Consider the following 19,542-nt stretch of genomic DNA (forward strand, 5'->3'; position numbering starts at 1 on the left):
TCCATGCCCGTTTGCCTTGGTCTATCCGGTGATGGCGAACTACGCCTCTTGATGGCAGACCGCTTCGATGTTGTGCCCGTCGGGATCAATGACGAACGCTGCATAATAGTTCGCGTGATAGTGCGGGCGCAGGCCGGGCGCGCCATTGTCCTTGCCGCCCGCCTTGAGAGCCCCGTGATAGAACGCGTCGACCTGCTGGCGGGTCTCCGCCACAAATGCCAGGTGGAGATGTGCCGGCTTCTCCTTTGTCTGGTACAGGCACAACGACGCCTTGCCGTCTGTGCTGAGCTCTACGCCATACGACGGGGCACCCTCGGAGACTAAGGCCACGCCGAGCGGTTCGAGCGCTCCGAGGTAGAATGTTTTGCTCGCCGCGTAGTCGCTGACGCCGAACTTGACGTGGTCAAACATGGGTTCTCCTGTGGGATTGCCTGATCGAGATGGTCGGTACACCGCAGCGTCGAGGCGCTGTTCGTCTTCTCGTAATGGCATGCCCTGGGCAACAATGGAAAGAAAAAGCGGCAGCAAGCGAGAGGCGAGTTGCCAGAGCCTGTACCCTTCGGCGCGGAGCGGGTTGGGCTCACGCTCGATCCGCCGGCAGCCACGACGCCTTAGCCAATGGGTTCAGCCCACCCAGCGACGAAAGATCGCGCTGGCATTGACGCCGCCGAAGCCGAAACCGTTGGAGATGGCATAGTCGAGCGACATTGCCCGCGCCGTGCCCGCGACGATGTCGATGCCATCGGTGGCGGGGTCCGGTGTTTCAAGATTCAGGGTCGGTGGCGCGATCTGGTCGCGCAGGGCGAGCACCGTGAAGATCGCTTCTAGGCCGCCCGCGGCACCCAGCAAATGGCCCGTGGCGGATTTCGTCGCGCTGACGGCGATTGCGCCGTTGCGGCCAAAGACCGACTTGATCGCCTCGATCTCGCCCTTGTCGCCGACCGGCGTCGAGGTTGCATGCGCATTGAGATGGCCGATATCGCCCGGCCGAATGCCCGCCTGTGCTATGGCAAGTTCCATGGCGCGCCGGGCGCCGTCGCCATCCTCCGGGCCCGAGGTGATATGGTGCGCATCGGCCGTCGTGCCGTAGCCGACGAGTTCGGCGATCGGCGTCGCCCCGCGTGCGAGCGCATGCTCCAGTGCTTCCACCACGAGGATGCCGGCGCCTTCGCCCATGACGAAGCCGTCGCGGTCCATGTCAAAGGGGCGTGATGCGCGATGCGGCGTGTCGTTGAAGCCGGTTGAAAGCGAACGTGCTGCCGCAAAGCCGCCCAGGCTTATGGTGTTGATGCAGGCCTCAGTTCCGCCGCAGATCGCAACATCGGCTTCGTTTGCCCGGATCAATCGGGCCGCGTCGCCAATCGCCTGGACGCCAGCGGCACAGGCGGTTACCGGCGCGCCGATCGGCCCCTTGAACCCGTGGCGGATCGACACCTGGCCAGCGGCAAGGTTGACGAGGAACGAGGGGACGGTGAAGGGCGAAAGTCGCCGCACTCCGCGCTGATCGACTGTTCGCACGGCTTCCGAAATCGCCGGGAAACCGCCGATGCCGGAGGCAATCACCGTCGCCGTGCGCTGTTGCTCGAATTCCGTTGCCGGCCGCCAGCCGGACTGCTCGATGGCCTCCTCGGCTGCGGCCAGTGCCAAGAGGATGAAGCGATCCATCTTGCGCTGGTCCTTCGGCGCCACGATCCGGTCGGGATCAAAGCCACCTTCCGCGTCGTCCGAAAGGGCCGGGACCGTTCCGCCGATCTTTGAGCCGAGCTCGGCGACGGTTTCCTCCGGCAGATGCCGAAGTCCGGACCTTGCGGCAAGCAGCCTTGACCAGCTCTGTTCCACCCCCGCTGCAAGTGGGCTAACCGCCCCCATTCCCGTAATCACGACACGACGCATCGGTTCTCCTGACTTCGATTGCGCAATTCCGAGCGAAAAGCCGTTTCAGCCTCCTGCTGGAATCGTCCTGGGGCAGGTGCCGCGGCGCAAGATCCGCGGCACGAGCACCCTTCATTTCATGGTTGCGGTTGGGTCGCTTACAGAGGGCGCTCGATGGCGATTGCTGTCGCCTCGCCACCGCCGATGCAAAGCGCCGCCACACCCCTCGACAGGCCGCGCCGGGCCAAGGCATGGAGGAGGGTGACGATCAATCGGGCGCCCGTCGCGCCGATCGGATGGCCGAGCGCACAGGCGCCGCCATTGACGTTGAGGCGATCACGGGCAATGCCTATGTCGCTGGCTGCGGCCATGGCCACGACGGCGAAGGCTTCGTTGATCTCGAAGAGGTCGACGTTATCGACACTCCAGCCGGTCTTTGCCAAGAGCTTTCGGATCGCCGGGATGGGGGCTGTCGTGTACCAGGCAGGTTCCTGGCTATGGGTCGCGTGTGCCTTGATCTCGGCAAGTATCGGCATGCCCTCGCGTTCGGCGACCGAGCGGCGGGTGAGCACCAACGCAGCCGCGCCATCGGCATTGGCCGACGCGCTGGCAGCGGTGATGGTACCGTTGGCACGGAAGGCCGCTTTCAGGTTCGGGATTTTTTCCGGTGACACCTTCAGCGGATGCTCGTCGGTATCGACGACCTTGTCACCGCCTTTGCCGGCAACGACGATCGGAGCGATCTCGCCGGTAAAAGCGCCAGCCTCGATTGCGCTGCGGGCACGCGTCAGCGTCTCGATCGCATAGGCATCCTGGTCGGCGCGGGTGAAATGGTAGGCCTCGGCCGCAGCCTCACCGAAATCGCCCATCGGGCGGCCGGGCTCATAGGCATCCTCGAGCCCGTCGAGCATCATGTGGTCGAAGATGCGGTCGTGTCCGGCGCGAAAACCGCTGCGTGCCTTGGCAAGCAGATAGGGAGCGTTCGACATCGACTCCATGCCGCCGGCGATGGCGACATCGACGTTGCCGGCAGAAATGAGGTCATGCGCGAGCATCGTCGCCTTCATGCCGGAACCGCAGACCTTGTTGATGGTGGTGGCACCGACGGCGTCGGGCAGACCGGCGCCGCGGGCCGCCTGCCGTGCAGGCGCCTGTCCCTGGCCGGCAGGAAGCACGCAGCCCATCAGCACCTCGTCGACCCGGTCCGGCGCGATTTTCGCCCGTTCGAGCGCCGCGCGGATGACATGGGCCCCGAGCGCGGGTGCCGCAACCGGTGCAAGATCGCCGAGAAAGCGACCGAGTGGCGTGCGTACGGCCGAGACGATGACGATGGGATCAGAAGCGTTGGACATGCCTTACCCTTTCCGGCTGCAAGGAACACGGGAAATCTTGTGAAGTGTTGTTGGATGCCGTCACTGCGTGGGGCCGAAAGGCCCACCGTCCTCCGGCTGATCAGGAAGCAGGCTTTCGGCTGCCGCCTGCAGGAACCGTTTCGAGAGCTGCTCGTCGTCGACGGCGCGTGCGAGCGTCAGCGCACCGACCATCGTCGAGAGAGCGACGATCGAACGGTCGCGAAGCTCCTGGCCGGCCACCGGCGACACAAGCTCATCCAGAATGTCGAGATGCCTGTTGATGCCGACTTCGAAAGCCTGCCGCAGGGCCGGGTCGCGGCGTGCGGCCTCCGGCGCGAGCGCCGCAAGTGCGCATCCGTCGGCTTTTTCCTGGATGTGTCGCGGCGAGAGATAAAAGCGAAGCAGTGCGTAAAGTGGCTTGCGGGCCGCCTTGGCCACCACACCGGTCCAGTTGGCGGCGCCCTTCTCCAGCGCCTTGGCAGAGGCTTGAACGATGAGATCGTCCTTGGATTCGAACTGCTTGTAGAAGCCGCCCTGGGTCAGGCCGGCGCCTTTCATCAGGTCGTTCAAGCCGATGCCGTCAAAACCCTTCTGTCGGAAAAGGCGGCTTGCGACGTCGATCACTGTTCGGCGGTTTTCTTCCGCCTGTGCGCGGCTCACTCTCATAGGTTCTCCCTGGCTGAGCAGCAACATATATATTGCAATCGCAATCTATCGTCAATAATAGATGGTGATCGAAATCTTATCGGGTTGTAGAACTGGATGGCCGCCGCGCCCTCTTTTCCGCCATTTCGGGAAATGCCACTCATATTAGCGGGTGATTGAATTCGGTCGCGAGTTGTCGTAGAACTGTCACAAACAGGCGCGGTTCCCCAAACAATTCCAGTCCACCCAACGTGTGAATGACGATGCAAATCACAGTCGCTTCACGCCCGCTGACTGATGCGCGGGCCGCCCTTGACGTCAATGCAACCGTGGTCGAACAGGCGGGTGCGCTGTGTTATCGAAGGGCTGAGGACGCCGATCGGTTTGATCTTCTGCTTATTTCAGGTCGGACCAGCGGTCTCTGGGGGATCCCCAAGGGTCACCTGGAGATCGGTGAAACGACTGACGCGGCGGCTGCGCGGGAGGCTTTTGAGGAAGCCGGCGTCGTTGGATCCGCTTCGCAGCAATCGATCGGCTCCTACACCTACCTGAAAAATGGCAATGCATCGATCTACCATGTTCGGGTCCATCTGGTCGAAGTTCTGGCTATGGCATGGGACTACCCGGAGAAGGGTGCCCGAACGATCCGCTGGGTGCCGGCTGACCTTGCTGTCCCGGATCTGGCACGGCCCGGACTCCAGACCCTGGTCGCAGATGTTTTCCGATGAGATTGGCCCATCGCTGGCAAGAAGGTCGGCGCAGACGAGGATAATCGAATGCGCGCAGGCACAGGGCCTGATGGGTTACGAGGCGAACCGGCTGCGGTAGTCCCGGGGAGAAACGCCCAGGTGCCGCTGAAACGTAACGCGCATGCGCTCTTCATCGCCAAAGCCGCATGAGCGGGCGATCTGGTCGACGGTCTGCGGCGAGGTTTCGAGCATCCGCTTGGCGGCCTCAAGCCGGAAAACCTCAACTGCCTTGGCCGGCGTTCGCCCGGTTTTTTCCTTGTAACTGCGCGCAAAATTGCGCGGGCTCATCCCCGCTTGCCCTGCGAGCACGTCGACGGTGAGATTGTCCCGGCTGAGATTTTCCTCGAGCCACAGGTTCAATCGCTCGAAGGCGTCAGAATCCTTCGACTGCACGTTCAGGAGTTGGCTGAACTGGGATTGTCCGCCGGGACGCTTGACATAAATGACCAACTGGCGCGCGACCTGCATGGCGATGTCGCGCCCGCAATCATCCTGCACCAGCGCCAAAGCGAGATCGATCCCGGCGCTGACACCGGGACGTCCAGACCGGATCCGCGCGGACAAAGATTGCATCCGCGTCGACGTCAATGGTCGGGTACTTGCTGCCGAAAAGGTCGCACATGGCCCAGTGGGTGACCGCTCTGCGCCCATCAAGCAGCCCGGCCTCGGCGAGCAGGAAAGCCCCGGCACATACAGACGCGTTGCGACGCGCGCGTGGCGCCGCGTGCTCAAGCCATTCAACCAAACCCTGCTTTGCCAGAACCGTTTCGATGTCGAGGGCGCCCGGAACGATGATTGTGTCGAATTTCTGGAACTGATCGATCGCCATCGTATCGATCTCGGTGCCTTCGGCGGTTCGAACAAGGCCATCATACGCGACGGCGCGACATCGATGCACCACGCTTCGGGGACCGCCAGGATGGGCCAGGACGATCAGTCGGTCGTGGACTCAAGACTTCGGGCGCACGGGATCGAAAACCTCAGAGTGGCGGACGCATCGATCATGCCGACGATCACGACGGGCAACACCCAGGCGCCATCGATGATCATCGGGGAACGTCTAGCCGAAATGATCAAACGATAGGGCAGGCGCGCCATCCGCCCGCGCGGGGTCGGCGGTGCCGCAGCATCCGCCGATCCATCCGTGAAGCGGTCAAAGGCTGCATTCCCATCGTTTTGCGCACGAGTGACTGCCGAGCCATGGCCGTTCACGTCTGGCACCGATGGGCCCAAATTCCTGCAAGCAGCGCAATCGGGCGCCCACCCCACCAACGACCAGAGGTGCAACATGAGTGATTCACGCAAAGCCGCCGTGGTTACCGGCGCATCACAGAGTATCGAAACCGGTTATGTCTTTGCCAACAGAGGCAGCCATTCCACCGCAAGGCGGCGCTTTCTCCAGCAGGTCCTTGCCACGGCTTCCGCTGGGGTCATCGGGCTTCTGACGATGACGACGATGGCATCCGCCGGCGCACCGGTCGCCAAAGTTGCTGCATCGTCCGCGACGGCGACCGCGACACAGGATGTCTCGATCCGGCCGTTCAGCTATCATGCGTCCGCAGAAGACCTCGCCGACTTGAAACAACGCATCAAGGCCACGCGTTGGCCGACCGAGGAGCTGGTTTCGGACGACACCCAGGGTGTCAAGCTTTCGACCGCCCAGAAGCTCGCCGACTATTGGGCGAACGAGTACGACTGGCGCAAGGCCGAGGCGAACATCAACAAGTATCCCCAGTTCGTCACCAGGATCGATGGCGTCGACATCCACTTCATCCATGTGAAGTCGAAGCACAAGAACGCGCTTCCCGTCATCATCACCCACGGCTGGCCGGGCTCGATCATCGAGCAGTTGAAGATCATCGACCGGCTGACCGACCCGACCGCGCATGGCGGTACTGAGGCCGACGCGTTCGACGTCGTCATCCCGTCGCTGCCCGGCTACGGCTTCTCGGGCAAGCCCACCAAGGTCGGCTGGGATCCGCAGCACGTCGCCCGTGCCTGGGCCACCCTGATGGAGCGCCTGGGCTACGACAAGTATGTCGCACAGGGCGGTGACTGGGGTGATGCCGTCAACGAACAGATGGCGCTGCAGAAGCCCAAGGACCTGCTCGGCATCCATACCAACATGCCCGGCACCCTGCCCGATGAAATCTCGGCAGCGCTCGCCGGTGGTCCGCAGCCGAAGGGCCTGAAGGGCGAGGAAGAGTATGCGTGGAAGCAGCTCGATTTCTTCTACAAGAACCGCGTCGGCTACGCCTTGGAAATGGGTGCCCGGCCGCAGACGCTCTATGGACTGGACGATTCCCCCATCGCGCTTGCCGCCTGGATGATCGACCACGATCCGGAAAGCCAGAAGCTGATCAACCGCGTCTTCGACGGGGCCACGGAAGGGCTGTCGCGTGACGACATCCTCGACAACATCACGCTCTACTGGCTGACGAAGACGGGGCTTTCCTCCGGACGTCTGTTCTGGGAGAGCAAGCTTGCCTTCTTCGCCCCCAAGGGCGTGACCATCCCGGTCGCGGTCAGCGCCTTCCCGGATGAAATCTATACCGCTCCCGAAAGCTGGTCGAAGAAGGCGTTCCCGAACCTGGTCTTCTACAAGCGCCACGAAAAGGGCGGCCACTTCGCCGCCTGGGAACAGCCGCAGGCGCTTGTCGAGGACATGCGCGAGGGCTTCCGCTCGCTGCGTTAAACTGAAAACGGCGGGCGGCGCAGAGATGCGCCGCCCGCTCAGAACCGCCGGCTGGCCCGGGCGCAAGGCTGGTGCTGACGCCTGCGGTCATACCGTCTTCGGATTGGGTCATGCGTGCTGTGACGGGATCTGTCGCCGTTCCCATCTGCCGCCGCTCCAGGAGGCCGGGAACATAGATCCCCGTGGCGATGAGGTTCTGGCGCGTCGCGACGAAACCCCGCGCCAGATTGTCGATGTCTTCCGCGACCTGCCCTGCGGCAAAGGCGAGATTGTAGGTGACGGTGCCGGTGTTCGAGACACCGAGCGCACTGGTCAGGCGGAAGCCTACCCTTGCCCTGCCCGAAAAGGCCGGCTTTGGCGCGAACTGCAAATACCACCCGGCCGGTACGCCGACCGGCCCGGCCTGGGCGAGCTGGCCGCGAATGATCGTGGCCGTTCCGGCGTTGGCAGGCTCGACAGTCGTCAATTCCGCCGCGGTGAACGGACCGCCGGTTGCCCCGCGGTTGAGATAGACATCGGCCGGTGTCGAGCCTGCCGGTAGGTCCATGACCATGTCCGTAACGGTGGTCTCGCGCGGCGTGACCCTCAGACTGTATGTGGCTGTTCCGGTGGCGCCATTATTGTCTTCTGCCCGAATGGCGAATGTGTACTCGCCTTCGCTCCCCGCATCGAGCGGGCCGGCGAGTTCACCGGTGGACACGTTCAGCACCATTCCATCAGGCTGGGTCCCGGACGCGACGCTGTAGAGCATCGGCGCCCGCCTGCCGATCGCCGTGATCTGCTGCCTGTAGTCCTCGCCGGCCATGGTTTGGCCAAGGCCTCCAGCTGAGGGCGAAAACGTGAAGGCAGGTGCCGTGACGGTGATCGAGACCGTTGCGGCCGTGGACGTACCGGCCGCGTTGGCGGCGGTGTATGTGAACGTGTCCGGGCCGGAATAGGCGGTCGTCGGCGTATAGCTGATCGTCGTGCCCGAGGCATGGGCGGTGCCATGGGCGGGCGGCGAGGCGACCTCAACGCTGTCTGCCGGATCGCCGGTGAGGTTCAAGGCGATCCCGGTGGCCGAGGAATTGGCGGCAACCGTCGCCGAAACTGCGTTGGCGACCGGCGGCTGCAGGCTTGGCACAACGGCCAGCGTGTAGGCGGCGATACCCGTTGCTTCGTAGGTGTCGGTGGCGGTGACCGTGAAACCGAAGCTGCCGACCGCGGTCGGTACACCGTTGAGCGTGCCGGTTGCACCATCGAGCGTCAGGCCGGCGGGAAGGGCGCCGCCTGAGACGGCGTAGCTGTAAGGCGACGAGCCACCGGAAGCGGAAACCGCCTGGCTATAGGACATGCCGGTCGTACCACCCGGCAAGGCGCCCGCGGCAGGCGTTATCGCGAGTGGCGGATAGGCGACAGTCGCCGTGTAGGCCGCGGTGCCGGTCGCCCCATAGGCATCCGTAGCCATGACGGTGAAACTGGAGTTGCCGGCCGCCGTCGGGGTGCCGCTAATCACGCCGGTCGCGCCATCCAGCATCAGGCCGGCCGGCAACGATCCGGCCGAAACGACGTAGCTATAGGGCGACGAACCACCAGAGGCAGAAACCGCTTGGCTGTAGGCGGCGCCGGTTGTGCCATTTTGCAGAGCGCCGGCAGCCGGAACCAAGGTGGACTGCCGATCGCCTATGCCTGCGGCTTCGATAGCCTTGCGACTTTTTATCCGCTCTTCACCGGCATTTACGGGATGGCGCCGGGCGAACTGCGTGCGGTCTTTCCACTAGGTTTTGAGAAGTTTTACGATGAGGCCAGTTCCAGGCCACGTGCCCGCATATTGAGTCTGTCTGGAATCTACCTATCTCAGGGTTATCCTCGACATGGAGCCCCGAGATGGAGCAGATCGCAACGAACGTCCTTTCCGACCATGACATCGAAATCACTTCGCCCGAGCGCGATGAAGACCATGCGCGAGATGCCGCAATATGTCTTTGCTGTCAAAAGAAGCGTTCGGCCTCGCGCATGGACGCTGACGGCTGCGGCATTTGTGACGAATGCCTGGCGCCGTGACGCGAGTTCCGGAGCCGCCGCCGGCCGTGTCTTCCAAGTTTGTGGAAGCGCTTGCCGCGCTTTCCGACGGCTATGTGCAGGGACGCTTCCAGGGCCGGCCGTGGGGCGTGACCATCAGGCGGTCGACCGATGGCAAGCGGATCTGGCTCTACGGCGAGGAACTGGGCGGGACCGATGTCGTGAGCTTCAACCTTTATGTGCTTTCCGGTCCGGGCATCAGCCTCAAGCCTTGCGAGATGTCCTCGTCAAAGGTCGTCGATTTTGTGCTCGGCTTTCAGGCAAACTAAGCGTGTTGCGGTCGTTCGGATCTAAACCGTTGATTTGCGCATGCCTCCGGCGCAAAACCGCTGCTTTGGCTCTCGGTCGCGCCGTCGATGGTGTACTTTTTCTCGTTACGGCGGAATGCTAATTTAGCGCCATTGAGATCGGACGTGGCCATCGGCACCAATGTCTCCGATCGAGCCCGGGGAGACCGTCATGATCGCATTCAATGTCGTCCGTATCAAAGTCAAACCCGGTATGGAGGCCGCTTTTCTCGGCGCCCACCAGCATATCGGCGAGAGCTGGCCGGGCTTGCGCCACGCCAACATCATCCAGACGGGCGAGGGACGTTTCTGCATTATCGCGGAATGGGAAAGCATGGAGGCATTGGCGGCGAGCCGGCCGCAGATGATCGCGACGCTTGACAGTTTTCGCGAGACCCTCGAGGACCTCGGCGGCGGGTTGGGTGTGACGGATCCGGTCGCCGGCCCGGTCGTCCTGTCTGCGAAATAGCGCGCAGCCGCGTCCTCGGCTCGTTCCAACACGTGGCACGCCGGCCGCTCCGGGTGCGCTCTTGCCTCAGCGGCCCGGACAGACAGGTCGCCGAGCGGCTGATTGACAGCCCCGACTACCCGACGAGCCTCAAGGGCAAAAACGGTCGATGTCGAGATCCCGGTATCGCTGATCGGCGGCATTGCCGGGGCCTCCTATGACGGCGTCACCGCCGGCCTCAAGGTCAACGGCAACTTGCATGCGCCGCTTCTGTGCGTCGACAACGTCTTCAAGGTGGCGTCCGGAGATTTGAGCCTTCCGGGCAAGGTGATGCCGGCCAAGTGAAAAGAGTGATCCGGTGACTGCCATCACCGGATCGCCAGCTCCATTCGACGATCGCCCCCCGGACGCGACGGTTAAAGCTATGCCGAGCCGGCAAAAAGCCTGCGCAGCCCGATCTCGCAAAGTTCGTCTTCATCGCGAATGCCGCGAGAGAACTGTTGGAACAGGTGGAGGGCAAGGCTGTCGGCAATCGTGCCACGGTTCGGAACCCGAGCAATCAGGCAGACCGTGTTTAGCACGCCGCGCAGCAGTGCCTCTTCCTCTCGATTGAGATGCTTCGTGTACCGCCTGTCTGGTTCATGCATGGTGCAGCTCTCCAGCGGTTTCGAAGCGTATATGGTAAAGATCCAATGTGTCCGCCCGGCGACAGGTCCCTTCGAACTGTATCGTCTCGGTACACGAGCCGCTTGCGGCATCGCCGGTTGCCCTGAAGGATCCTGCCCGCCGGCGCCGATAGGTTGAGCGGGGCTTAGGCGTGCGGGTTTGGGCATGCGGGCTCGGGCATGCGGATTGTCCATCCGCATGCCCGATTTGTCAGCCTGTCGTCAGGCCGCGCGTGCTGCAGACGCCAGCGGCTCGAGGTCTTCAGCGGTCCGCTCGCCGTTGTAGACCGTTTCGTCGAGGATACCTTCGCGCTTCGACACGATGGTCGGCACCAGGGCCTGGCCGGCGACGTTGACCGCTGTGCGGCCCATGTCGAGGATCGGGTCGATGGCGAGCAAGAGGCCAACGCCTTCGAGGGGCAGGCCGAGCGTCGAGAGTGTCAGCGTCAGCATGACGGTCGCGCCGGTCAGGCCGGCTGTCGCGGCGGAGCCGAGCACCGAGACGAAGACGATCAGGACATAGTCCTGGATCCCCAGTGGCAGGCCGAAAAACTGCGCGATGAAGATTGCCGAGATCGCCGGATAGATCGCGGCGCAGCCATCCATCTTGGTGGTGGCGCCGAGCGGCACGGCGAAGGCGGCATATTCGCGTGGCACGCCGAGGCTCTTTTCGGTCACCGTTTCGGTGACGGGCAGCGTGCCGACCGAGGAGCGCGAGACGAAGGCGAGCTGGATCGCCGGCCAGGCGGCGGTAAAGAAGCGGGACGGCTTCAGGCTGTGGGCAATGAGCAGCGCCGGATAGACGACGAAGAGCACGACGGCGAGGCCGATATAGACGGCGGCGGCGTACCAGCCAAGCTGTGCCAGCGTCTCCCAGCCATATTGCGCCACGGCGCGGCCGAGCAGGCCGATCGTGCCGATCGGCGTCAGGCGGATGACCCACCACAGGATCTTGCGGACGATGGCGAGCAGCGACTGGTTGAAGGCGAGGAACGGCTTGGCGGCATCGCCGACCTTCAGCGCGGCGGCGCCAACGGCAATCGAGACGACGAGGATCTGCAGCACGTTGAAATTGAGCGATGTGCTGGCGCTGGCGTCGGTAAGCTTGGTGCTTGCCTCAAGCCCGAGCACGTTGGCGGGCACGAGACCCTTGAGGAAATCCAGCCAGGAGCCGGAATAGGACGGCGCCTTGGCGGCTTCCTGCGACACCGCCGAACCAATTCCGGGCTGGATGATGAGGCCAAGCGCGATGCCGATGATGACGGCGATGAGCGAGGTGATGGCAAACCAGAGCAGGGTCTGCCAGACGAGCTTGGCAGCATTCTGCAATGTCGCCAGGTTGGCGATCGAGGCGACGATTGCGGTAAAGACCAGTGGCGGCACGAGAGCACGCAGCAGTTGAACGAAGATCGAGCCGATCGTCTGCAGGGTCACGGTGAGCCAGTTGGCATTGCCGGCTGCATCGACGCCCAAGTTGCGGGCGATGAGGCCAAGGAGCAGCCCGATGACCATGGCTGCCAGGACCTGAAAACCAAAGGAGACGAAAATCGGCTTCGGTGAAGATTTTGTGGTTGCTTGGGACACGTCTTGCACTCTCGTTTGATGGCTGCGACCGCGTTCCGTTCAACGACTGCCGCAATTGCCCGGAAAATAGTCGACTGTCCGCTTTGCGATAAGAAACTCTTTGGCTCGCAAACCACCCAGGGTGGAATAATTTCCCGGATCAAACGCTGGCGGCAGCCACCGCGGAGGCATCCGTGTGGCCCAAAATCGCTGCCGCCAAGCCATTTGAGGCGACAGCACGGCGTATTGGCTAGCGCACCAGCAGGTCGGACAGGTGTTGTCAGGCCGCCGGTGTACGACGACCGGTATCCGTCGCGTCGCGTAATGCTGTAATGTCTTCGCGCAGGAAGGGGACCCGATCCCTATCGACCTGTTCCTGATAGCTGCGGGCATATTGGTGGCCCGAATAGACAGCGGCCGCAATCAGGCCGGGAGCAAGGCAATCTCCAAGACGCGTCACGGTCTTGATGCCGGCGTCGGCCCATTCCGCTTCGCGTGCCTTCAGGTCATGCCACAAGCTTTCATCGGGCAGCCGAGCAGTGACCGGCACCAGCGTGCCGCAGTCGATCGCCCGGGTCTTGCCGCTGTAGACGCAAGCGAGTTCGAGCCGGTCCTCGGTGCGGCCGGACAGGCCCATGGCGGGAATGATCTCGACGCCGAGATCGATGAGGCGCCGTTGCACCCGTCCCTGTTCCAGCGTGTTCTTGCTCCAGGGTGATACCTGGGGTTCGGGCGTCACGAAGGTCACGGTCCGGCCAGCCTTGGCGAGCAGTTCGGCAAGCACGCTGCCGATGTAGAAGCTATCGTCATCGAAGACCACGACGGGACCATCGGCCGTGACCGCCGAAGCGCCGTCGACAAGAAGAGCGTCTGGCGAAACGAGAGCACCTTCCTTCAGAAATTCGAGGGGCTGGCGGTGGTTGCGGCCGACGCCGTCGGATCGCCAGCGCGCTCCGGTGGCGATCGCGACGTGGGGGATGCCGTACTGCAGCACGTCGTCGGCGCTGAGCGGGCTGTGAAGGTAAAGCTCAGCATTGACCTGCGTGCTCAACTGGCCCACGCGCCAGTCGCGCACACGGCCCCACGTCGCAAGCCCCGGCAGGCGGCATTCGCGCGCGACCCGTCCGCCCCATTCGCCGCTGCCTTCGGCAAGCACGACATCCGCACCGCGCTGCGCAAGTGCGCGCGCCGCTTCAAGGCCGGCCGGTCCGCCGCCGATGATCAGCGCCGGCTCGGGCGACGGCAGTGACGTGACGATTTCCGGGTGCCAGCCCTTGCGCCACTCCTCGCCGATGGTCGGGTTCTGCGTGCAGCGCATCGGCACGTTGGTGTTGTCGCCAGAGGCGCAGATGTTGCAGCCGATGCATTCGCGAATGTCGTCGATGCGGCCCTCCTCGACCTTCTTCGGCAGGTAGGGATCGGCGATCGACGGGCGTGCCGCGCCGATGAAGTCGAGGATGCCCTGGCGGACCACGCGCACCATGCTGTCGGGCGATGTATAGCGCCCGACGCCGACCACCGGCTTGGTGGTGACGGATTTGACGAAGCGAATATAGGGTTCCTGGTAGCCTTCCTCGGAGAAGCGGGCCGTCTGGCTGTCGTTGGACCAGTCGGAAAGGTTGACGTCCCAGAGGTCGGGAAGCTCCGCGAGAGCCGCAATGATATCCTTGCCTTCCCCTTCACTGGTGATGCCGGACGGGCCCATCAGTTCGTCGACGGCCAGCCGCACGGCGAGCGCGCAAGTGTCGCCGATCGCTTCCCGCGTATCGTCCAGGATCTCGCGGAACAGCCGCAGCCGGTTTTCGAAGGAGCCGCCATACTCGTCGCAGCGGTCGTTGTGGCGGCGCGACAGGAAGTGCTGCAGCACGCTCATATCGTGGCCGGCATAGAGGTAGACAATGTCGAAGCCGGCCTTCTTGGCGCGCAAGGCGGCATTGCGATACCAGTGGCGCATGTCGGCGATATCGGCCTTGTCCATGGCGCGTGCCTGAACGGGGTCGAGGCTGTCGCTGACCGCGTGCGAAGGGGCTAGCGGGATCATCCGCGTGAAGCGGTTGGCGACATGCAGGCCGTTGTGCACAAGCTGGATGGCCGCAAGACTGCCGTGGTGATGGATGCGCTCGGTGACGGCGGAAAGTGCCGGAAGATCGCCTTCATCCCAGAGGCGCGCCTCGTTGGCCGGTGTCAGATCCGAGGTCGGATGGATTTCCGCTTCTTGAGTGGAAACGACTGCCCAGCCGCCCTCTGCTTTCGTCCCGCGCAGATGCGCCTCTGCGTTCGGATAGCGGTATCCCATGCCGGAACAGTGCGGCACCTGGTAGAAGCGGTTGCGCGCCGTGACCGGGCCGATCTTGACGGGTTCGAAGAGAATATCGAAGCGGGGATCTCGGGACATTGTTACGGTCGATCTGAAGAGGCCTGTGCACCGGGCTGTGAGCGCACCAAAATAGCCAGGCGCGATCACCTTGCAAGACAATTGCTATACAAATGTATAATTGCTGCCATGGCAAATTGTTTTGAGGTCATTTCGTTTCTTCATGATCCCCGCCGACCTGTGGTCAGGCCGATTGCGCCGAAGAAGAGATTCCTCTTGAAAATCATTATAAAACAACGTGGTACATCGATGTTGTGTATACGTCTTCGGTGAAATCAACGAGCTCGTCGCCTACGCCTTCGACATCATGGCCGAAGGGCTGCTGCAGTCGCTCCTGAAGGCCGTGGAAGACGCCGAGCCGACGCCGCAAAAGCGCTTGGATGCCTTTATCAACGTATCCTTCTCGCCAATGCTGTTCGACCGTGACGTGCTGGGCGTATGGGTCGTGTTCTGGGGGATCGTGCTCCATTCGCAGCGGATGAGCGCTTCCCAGCAGAGTGAATATTCCGGCTATGTTGGTGCCGTTGAAGGCCTGCTCGGCGATCTTGCTGTCGACGAGGGCTTTGTGATCGCCGATATCCGCCTGACCGCCGTCGCATTCACGGCACTCCTCGACGGGCTTTGGCTCGCATGGTGTCTCAACCCCGCCTCCTTCAAGCCCGAAGACGGCGCTCAGCTCTGCCGCAACTGGGTGGAGGGGCTGCGCCGCGGTGCTTACGCGTGACGCCCTCCTAGCCGCCGCGGTATCGGAATCGCGGTTTTGACCGGCCAGTAAGGTACTTACTCGGCTGCCACCATAAGATCGGGTGTGGCGTTCGCTCCAACGACATTCGCGCGGACCGGTTCGAGCGCGGCGAGGACCTGCTGGCGCAGCCAGGCGTGGCCGGCGTTGCGGTCGGACGAGGTGTGCCACGCAAGCGAGATGTCATAGGGCGGGACGTCGACCGGCCCCGGGCTGATGGCGAGGCCGAAGACCGGTGCCCAGGCCCGGGCGAAGCTTGCCGGCACGGGGGCGATCATCTTTGCGTCTCGAACAAGGATCGGCAGCGTGAAAAGGTGTGGCGTCGTGATGACTTCCAGGCGCTTCAGACCACGCTCGGCCAGAATCTCGTCCACGAGGCGGCAGCGTCCGTCCTTGCTGACGAGCACCGCCTGGGGGGTGGATAGGAACGTGTCGAGGTCCATCACGCCGGAGGGGCCGATCTTCTCCGGGGGAGCGAGCACGACATAGCGTTCGGACCAGAGCTTGCGGCGCTTGTGAAGTTCGTTGCCGGTCTCCACCTTGCCGATCGCAAGGTCGATCTCGCCGCTATCCAGAAGATCCGCGGGATAGTCCTGGTCGATCGGTCGTATCACGAAATTGACGCGTGGCGCCTTTTCCTGAACGGCCGCGAGCAGCGGCGGCATGAGCAGGCTCTCGAGATAGTCAGTCAAGCCGAGCGTGAAAGTTCTTTCGTCCGTTGCCGGGTCGAATTGTTCCGGCTCGATTAGCCGCGACTGGATCGTGCAGAGGATGGCACTCACCGTTTCGGCCAGTTCCTGTGCCCTCGGCGTCGGCTCGATGCCGCGGGCCGAGCGGATGAACAGTTCGTCCGAAAGAAGTGTGCGCAGGCGCCCCAGATTGTGGCTGAGCGCGGATTGCGAAATGCCGATCCGATGCGCCGCGCGTGTGACATTGCGCTCGCTCATCAAGGCGTCGAATGCCACCAGGAGGTTCAAGTCAAACTTCAAGATATGAGCGTGATCGATCAGCATCATGAATTCCATGAGTTGGATTTATGATCTGCGAAGAGATATCAATCTTGTCGATGATAATCAACCACCTTGAGGAATGACAATCATGAAGTCACTGTTTGAAACCTACGACATGAAGGGTCAAAAGCTGCAGAACCGGATCGTCATGGCCCCGATGACCCGGGCGCGCGCGAAGGATGGGATCGCTGACGCCGAGACCGCGCTCTACTACCGCCAGCGTGCCGGCGCGGGCCTGATCATCTCCGAAGGCACGCCCATTTCGCAGGAGGGAACGGGCTTCGCCTTCATCCCCGGCATATGGTCAGAAGACCAGGTCCGCGGCTGGCAGGGCGTGACCGAGGCGGTCCACGAGCAGGGCGGAAAGATCTTTGCGCAGATCTGGCACGTCGGTCGCATGTCGCACACATCGCTGCAGCCAGGTGGCGGGCAGCCCGTCGGCGCCAGCGCCAGGCCCGCCCGAGACGCCAATAGCAAGGCCTTTGCCTTCGACGACAATGGCGTTGCAGGCTTTGTCGATGCCGGCGTGCCGCGACCGCTCGAAACCGAAGACGTTGCACGGGTCGTCGAGGACTATGCGCGCGCCGCGTTCAATGCAGTTGCCTCCGGTTTCGACGGCGTCGAGATCCACGGCGCCAATGGCTATCTGCTCGAGCAGTTCCTCAATCCGCACGTCAACGACCGTACAGACCGCTATGGTGCCGGCAATGTCGAGGACCGCACCCGCTTCGTTCTGGAGGTCGTGGACGCGGTGGTGGCGCGCATCGGCGCCGACAAGGTCGGCATCCGGCTGTCGCCGTTCGGCAAGCTCTTCGACATGCCGCATCACCCCCTGATCGAGGAAACCTACCTGCATCTGGCGCAGGCGCTGGCAGCCCGCTCGCTGGCCTATGTCCACCTGAAGGATCAGGGGCCTGTCGCTACGCCGGCGATCTCGGAAGCGTTCCTGCAGAGCTTCCGTGAAGCCTACCCCGGCACGCTCATTCTGGCAGGCGCGCTGGACAAGGAGCGTGCCGAACGGTTCCTGCACGCCGGCCTGATTGACCTTGCTGCCTTTGGCCAGCCCTTCATCGCCAATCCCGATCTTGCGGAGCGGCTGCGGCGCGACTTGCCCCTGGCGAAGCCCAACCGCGAGACCTACTATGGCGGGGGCGCGCACGGCTACACCGACTACCCTGTTTATCAGGACAGCCCTGAAGCAAAGGCCGCCTGACGGAAGACCTGGCCTTCCGGCGACAATTTCATCCGTACCCTTTGCTGCGGTCCTGGCGAAAATCCGGGGCCGCAGGTTCATGTGAGCCGCGCCGCACCGGATGCGTGGGTGCCTGCTGATCCGATCGACAATTGCGGTTCCCGCGGGTCAATCCTCAGGCAAACCCGCAGCGATCATCAGGCCCAAGATGCGTTCGGAGCCCGCGAGATACACTGGACTGGTGTTCTTGGTCGGCGGCGGCAGATTATGCACTGTCGAACCCGGCCTCAGCTTCATGGCTTGCGCCAGGGCCGCCCCGGCTTCATCGGTGCGGCCCAATTGCTGATAGGCCGCTGCCATCAGGAAATGCGTGCGTCCGCTGCCCGGCGTGATCGCGATCGACCGTTGCAGCCAGGGCAAAGCCTCCTCGGCGCGGCCCATCAGTAGATGGGCCCAGCCGGCGCCGATCGCCCATGTCCAGCGGGCGACCTGCGGCGTATCGAACCGGTCAGCTTGCTCGAAGGTTGAGAGCGCTTCCTCGAAACGGCCGAGAAAGACCTGGGAAAGCCCGACGAGATAAATCACGGTGCCGTCCCATGGGTCGAGGGTGAGTACCTTGCTGCAGGCCACCAGGCTCTCGACGAAGCTGTTGGTGGCCGACAGATACCGGCAATGCATTTCGAGCACCGGGATATAGTTCGGCTGCGCGCCCAAGGCGCGTTCCAGGATTTTGCCGACGCGGTTCTCGACCGTTTCGCGCTCCGCAGCCGGGAACCAGGTCATCTGGATCCCGCGCAGTTGGAATGCCGCAAGTGCCACCTGCAGGTCGACACTTTCCGGGTCGGCGGCAAGCGCTTGTTCGAGCATCATCTGTGCGGCAAGAAAACGCTCCGGCGTCGTCTGGTTGATCGAGGCCGTTGCCTGCTCGATGGCCGCCTTGGTGCTGCCCGCCGGCAAGCCTTTGGCCGAGCGTTCTCCCGCGTTCAAGAGGACGTTGATGCGCAGCGCCAGCGCGTGACCCATGCCGGCGGCAAGACGCGTCTGCTGAAGTTGTGGGTCGGTGCCGGCTAAGCCGACCGACACCGACGTGGTCCACTTGACCGCACCGCTCGCCGGCTCTGTCATGCGCGCGCGCAGTGTCCACTCTCTTTCGGTCTTCTCCAGTTCGCTGCTCACCACGAGATCGGCGGCCTCAGGGGCGCTGCCAGGCGGAATGACGACCCGGATCGTCTCGATTTTTGCCAGGCCGTCCGTCAGGTCGCGGTTGACGCCCGCCGCCATCCGCACAGTCGCCGGGTCGTTGCTTTCAGTCGTCATGGAGGTCACGGCGACGGTCGGATACGAACCGGAAAAGAAACGCGGAAAACGCGTTGCGGTTATCGCCAAGGCTGATACGCCCAGCCCCGCCGCCGCCACGAGTGCCGCACGACGGCGCATCCTGAAATCCAGCCAGCGCCCGGCCGGCCGGTTTTCCGTTTCGGGTGCAGCCTGCGGGCGAGACGTTTCTTCTGTGCGCGGTTCCGGCGCCTGCGACACCTCCGCCTCGAACAGATAGCCGCGGCCGGAGACGGCTCTTATCAGTTGGCGCTTGTCGTCACCAAGTGCCGCTCGAACTTCCCGAATGCACTGGAACAGGCTGTCTTCGCCGACATGGACGTTCGGCCAGATCGCCGCCATCAGCTCGCTCTTGCCGATGATCCTGCCGGGGTTGGCTGCAAGCAGCTGCAAGAGGTCGAAGGCCTTGGGCCGCAGCCTGATTGTTTCGCCTCCGGGCCCGCGTAGTTCGGAACGCAGCGGGTCGAGTTCAAAGCCAACAAATCTGAGCACCGGGCCTCCCCTCTTCCGCGATCCCGGAACTCCGGCGTTCTGCCAAAAGCAAGAAGCCAA

18 protein-coding genes and 3 pseudogenes are annotated in these 19,542 nt (G+C 63.3%); 9 read left to right on the forward strand and 12 right to left on the reverse strand.

Annotated elements, in window-relative coordinates; translation table 11 throughout:
• Positions 1-39: 39 nt before the first annotated feature.
• The 4 genes from MKZ91_RS10420 to MKZ91_RS10435 form a co-directional block, all read right to left on the reverse strand.
• Positions 40-411: a VOC family protein gene (locus tag MKZ91_RS10420; RefSeq protein ID WP_336170715.1), complete on the reverse strand. Its 372-nt coding sequence runs from the start codon at positions 409-411 to the stop codon at positions 40-42.
• 213 nt (positions 412-624) lie between these two features.
• Complete coding sequence (gene fabF, locus MKZ91_RS10425) at positions 625-1,893, reverse strand: beta-ketoacyl-ACP synthase II (RefSeq protein ID WP_336170717.1); 1,269 nt, start codon at positions 1,891-1,893, stop codon at positions 625-627.
• 137 nt (positions 1,894-2,030) lie between these two features.
• Positions 2,031-3,224, reverse strand: coding sequence for an acetyl-CoA C-acyltransferase (locus tag MKZ91_RS10430; protein WP_336170719.1), 1,194 nt, complete (start codon positions 3,222-3,224; stop codon positions 2,031-2,033).
• 60 nt (positions 3,225-3,284) lie between these two features.
• Positions 3,285-3,890 carry a TetR/AcrR family transcriptional regulator gene (locus MKZ91_RS10435; RefSeq protein WP_336170721.1) on the reverse strand — a complete coding sequence of 202 codons (606 nt, stop codon included), beginning with the start codon at positions 3,888-3,890 and terminating at the stop codon, positions 3,285-3,287.
• Positions 3,891-4,126: 236 nt separating this feature from the next.
• On the opposite strand from MKZ91_RS10435, the gene MKZ91_RS10440 reads away from it, so the two are divergent.
• The gene (locus MKZ91_RS10440) at positions 4,127-4,597 is read left to right on the forward strand and encodes an NUDIX hydrolase (protein ID WP_336170723.1); all 471 of its coding nucleotides are present in this window, start codon (positions 4,127-4,129) and stop codon (positions 4,595-4,597) included.
• 75 nt (positions 4,598-4,672) lie between these two features.
• Here the strand turns inward: MKZ91_RS10440 and MKZ91_RS10445 are convergent, their stop codons facing one another.
• Together MKZ91_RS10445 and MKZ91_RS31580 are read right to left on the reverse strand one after the other, a co-directional pair.
• The gene (locus MKZ91_RS10445; protein ID WP_336170725.1) at positions 4,673-5,086 is read right to left on the reverse strand and encodes a GlxA family transcriptional regulator; all 414 of its coding nucleotides are present in this window, start codon (positions 5,084-5,086) and stop codon (positions 4,673-4,675) included.
• A 19-nt stretch (positions 5,087-5,105) separates the two neighbouring features.
• Entirely contained in the window at positions 5,106-5,447 is a 342-nt protein-coding gene (locus tag MKZ91_RS31580; RefSeq protein WP_442892242.1) for a DJ-1/PfpI family protein, read from the reverse strand.
• Positions 5,448-5,489: 42 nt separating this feature from the next.
• Between MKZ91_RS31580 and MKZ91_RS31585 the strand changes: the two are divergent.
• Both MKZ91_RS31585 and MKZ91_RS10455 read left to right on the forward strand, forming a co-directional pair.
• Positions 5,490-5,702, forward strand: a pseudogene (locus MKZ91_RS31585) (GMC oxidoreductase); the annotation flags it as partial.
• A gap of 204 nt (positions 5,703-5,906) precedes the next feature.
• Positions 5,907-7,313, forward strand: coding sequence for an epoxide hydrolase family protein (locus MKZ91_RS10455; protein ID WP_336170729.1), 1,407 nt, complete (start codon positions 5,907-5,909; stop codon positions 7,311-7,313).
• Positions 7,314-7,902: 589 nt separating this feature from the next.
• Here the strand turns inward: MKZ91_RS10455 and MKZ91_RS10460 are convergent.
• A pseudogene (locus MKZ91_RS10460) lies at positions 7,903-8,958 on the reverse strand (putative Ig domain-containing protein); the annotation flags it as partial.
• A gap of 12 nt (positions 8,959-8,970) precedes the next feature.
• Here MKZ91_RS10460 and MKZ91_RS10465 point away from each other — a divergent pair.
• From MKZ91_RS10465 to MKZ91_RS10480, 4 genes and pseudogenes are all read left to right on the forward strand, one after another.
• Positions 8,971-9,060, forward strand: a pseudogene (locus MKZ91_RS10465) (AraC family transcriptional regulator); the annotation flags it as partial.
• Between the two features lie 280 nt (positions 9,061-9,340).
• On the forward strand, positions 9,341-9,643 hold the full coding sequence (locus tag MKZ91_RS10470; protein ID WP_336170731.1) for a hypothetical protein: 303 nt from the start codon (positions 9,341-9,343) through the stop codon (positions 9,641-9,643).
• 190 nt (positions 9,644-9,833) lie between these two features.
• Positions 9,834-10,130 carry an antibiotic biosynthesis monooxygenase gene (locus tag MKZ91_RS10475; protein WP_336170733.1) on the forward strand — a complete coding sequence of 99 codons (297 nt, stop codon included), beginning with the start codon at positions 9,834-9,836 and terminating at the stop codon, positions 10,128-10,130.
• Positions 10,131-10,232: 102 nt separating this feature from the next.
• Entirely contained in the window at positions 10,233-10,454 is a 222-nt protein-coding gene (locus tag MKZ91_RS10480) for a hypothetical protein (RefSeq protein WP_442892243.1), read from the forward strand.
• A gap of 77 nt (positions 10,455-10,531) precedes the next feature.
• On the opposite strand, the gene MKZ91_RS10485 is transcribed toward MKZ91_RS10480, so the two are convergent.
• From MKZ91_RS10485 to MKZ91_RS10495, 3 genes are all read right to left on the reverse strand, one after another.
• On the reverse strand, positions 10,532-10,756 hold the full coding sequence (locus tag MKZ91_RS10485; RefSeq protein WP_336170735.1) for a hypothetical protein: 225 nt from the start codon (positions 10,754-10,756) through the stop codon (positions 10,532-10,534).
• Positions 10,757-10,996: 240 nt separating this feature from the next.
• Complete coding sequence (locus tag MKZ91_RS10490) at positions 10,997-12,358, reverse strand: dicarboxylate/amino acid:cation symporter (protein ID WP_336170737.1); 1,362 nt, start codon at positions 12,356-12,358, stop codon at positions 10,997-10,999.
• 259 nt (positions 12,359-12,617) lie between these two features.
• Complete coding sequence (locus MKZ91_RS10495) at positions 12,618-14,732, reverse strand: oxidoreductase (RefSeq protein ID WP_336170740.1); 2,115 nt, start codon at positions 14,730-14,732, stop codon at positions 12,618-12,620.
• A 286-nt stretch (positions 14,733-15,018) separates the two neighbouring features.
• On the opposite strand from MKZ91_RS10495, the gene MKZ91_RS10500 reads away from it, so the two are divergent.
• Positions 15,019-15,435, forward strand: coding sequence for a TetR family transcriptional regulator C-terminal domain-containing protein (locus tag MKZ91_RS10500; RefSeq protein ID WP_336170742.1), 417 nt, complete (start codon positions 15,019-15,021; stop codon positions 15,433-15,435).
• A gap of 56 nt (positions 15,436-15,491) precedes the next feature.
• Here the strand turns inward: MKZ91_RS10500 and MKZ91_RS10505 are convergent, their stop codons facing one another.
• Positions 15,492-16,466 carry a LysR family transcriptional regulator gene (locus MKZ91_RS10505; RefSeq protein ID WP_336170744.1) on the reverse strand — a complete coding sequence of 325 codons (975 nt, stop codon included), beginning with the start codon at positions 16,464-16,466 and terminating at the stop codon, positions 15,492-15,494.
• An 85-nt stretch (positions 16,467-16,551) separates the two neighbouring features.
• Here MKZ91_RS10505 and MKZ91_RS10510 point away from each other — a divergent pair, with 85 nt between their 5' ends.
• Positions 16,552-17,676, forward strand: coding sequence for an alkene reductase (locus MKZ91_RS10510; RefSeq protein ID WP_336170746.1), 1,125 nt, complete (start codon positions 16,552-16,554; stop codon positions 17,674-17,676).
• Positions 17,677-17,823: 147 nt separating this feature from the next.
• Here the strand turns inward: MKZ91_RS10510 and MKZ91_RS10515 are convergent, their stop codons facing one another.
• Positions 17,824-19,482, reverse strand: coding sequence for a tetratricopeptide repeat protein (locus tag MKZ91_RS10515; RefSeq protein WP_336170748.1), 1,659 nt, complete (start codon positions 19,480-19,482; stop codon positions 17,824-17,826).
• Between the last annotated feature and the right edge of the window lie 60 nt (positions 19,483-19,542).

Source organism: Ensifer sp. MJa1, assembly GCF_037026475.1.
Lineage (GTDB): Bacteria > Pseudomonadota > Alphaproteobacteria > Rhizobiales > Rhizobiaceae > Ensifer.

What these genes read in the sequence shown, in the direction of transcription:
- MKZ91_RS10455 (WP_336170729.1), top strand. Translation starts at nt 5,907, where the DNA reads ATGAGTGATTCACGCAAAGCCGCCGTGGTTACCGGCGCATCACAGAGT.
- MKZ91_RS10485 (WP_336170735.1), bottom strand. Translation starts at nt 10,756, where the DNA reads ATGCATGAACCAGACAGGCGGTACACGAAGCATCTCAATCGAGAGGAA.
- MKZ91_RS10440 (WP_336170723.1), top strand. Translation starts at nt 4,127, where the DNA reads ATGACGATGCAAATCACAGTCGCTTCACGCCCGCTGACTGATGCGCGG.
- MKZ91_RS10445 (WP_336170725.1), bottom strand. Translation starts at nt 5,086, where the DNA reads ATGCAGGTCGCGCGCCAGTTGGTCATTTATGTCAAGCGTCCCGGCGGA.
- fabF (WP_336170717.1), bottom strand. Translation starts at nt 1,893, where the DNA reads ATGCGTCGTGTCGTGATTACGGGAATGGGGGCGGTTAGCCCACTTGCA.
- MKZ91_RS10435 (WP_336170721.1), bottom strand. Translation starts at nt 3,890, where the DNA reads ATGAGAGTGAGCCGCGCACAGGCGGAAGAAAACCGCCGAACAGTGATC.
- MKZ91_RS10505 (WP_336170744.1), bottom strand. Translation starts at nt 16,466, where the DNA reads ATGCTGATCGATCACGCTCATATCTTGAAGTTTGACTTGAACCTCCTG.
- MKZ91_RS10430 (WP_336170719.1), bottom strand. Translation starts at nt 3,224, where the DNA reads ATGTCCAACGCTTCTGATCCCATCGTCATCGTCTCGGCCGTACGCACG.
- MKZ91_RS31580 (WP_442892242.1), bottom strand. Translation starts at nt 5,447, where the DNA reads ATGGCGATCGATCAGTTCCAGAAATTCGACACAATCATCGTTCCGGGC.
- MKZ91_RS10495 (WP_336170740.1), bottom strand. Translation starts at nt 14,732, where the DNA reads ATGTCCCGAGATCCCCGCTTCGATATTCTCTTCGAACCCGTCAAGATC.
- MKZ91_RS10475 (WP_336170733.1), top strand. Translation starts at nt 9,834, where the DNA reads ATGATCGCATTCAATGTCGTCCGTATCAAAGTCAAACCCGGTATGGAG.
- MKZ91_RS10470 (WP_336170731.1), top strand. Translation starts at nt 9,341, where the DNA reads ATGCCTGGCGCCGTGACGCGAGTTCCGGAGCCGCCGCCGGCCGTGTCT.
- MKZ91_RS10500 (WP_336170742.1), top strand. Translation starts at nt 15,019, where the DNA reads ATGGCCGAAGGGCTGCTGCAGTCGCTCCTGAAGGCCGTGGAAGACGCC.
- MKZ91_RS10510 (WP_336170746.1), top strand. Translation starts at nt 16,552, where the DNA reads ATGAAGTCACTGTTTGAAACCTACGACATGAAGGGTCAAAAGCTGCAG.
- MKZ91_RS10420 (WP_336170715.1), bottom strand. Translation starts at nt 411, where the DNA reads ATGTTTGACCACGTCAAGTTCGGCGTCAGCGACTACGCGGCGAGCAAA.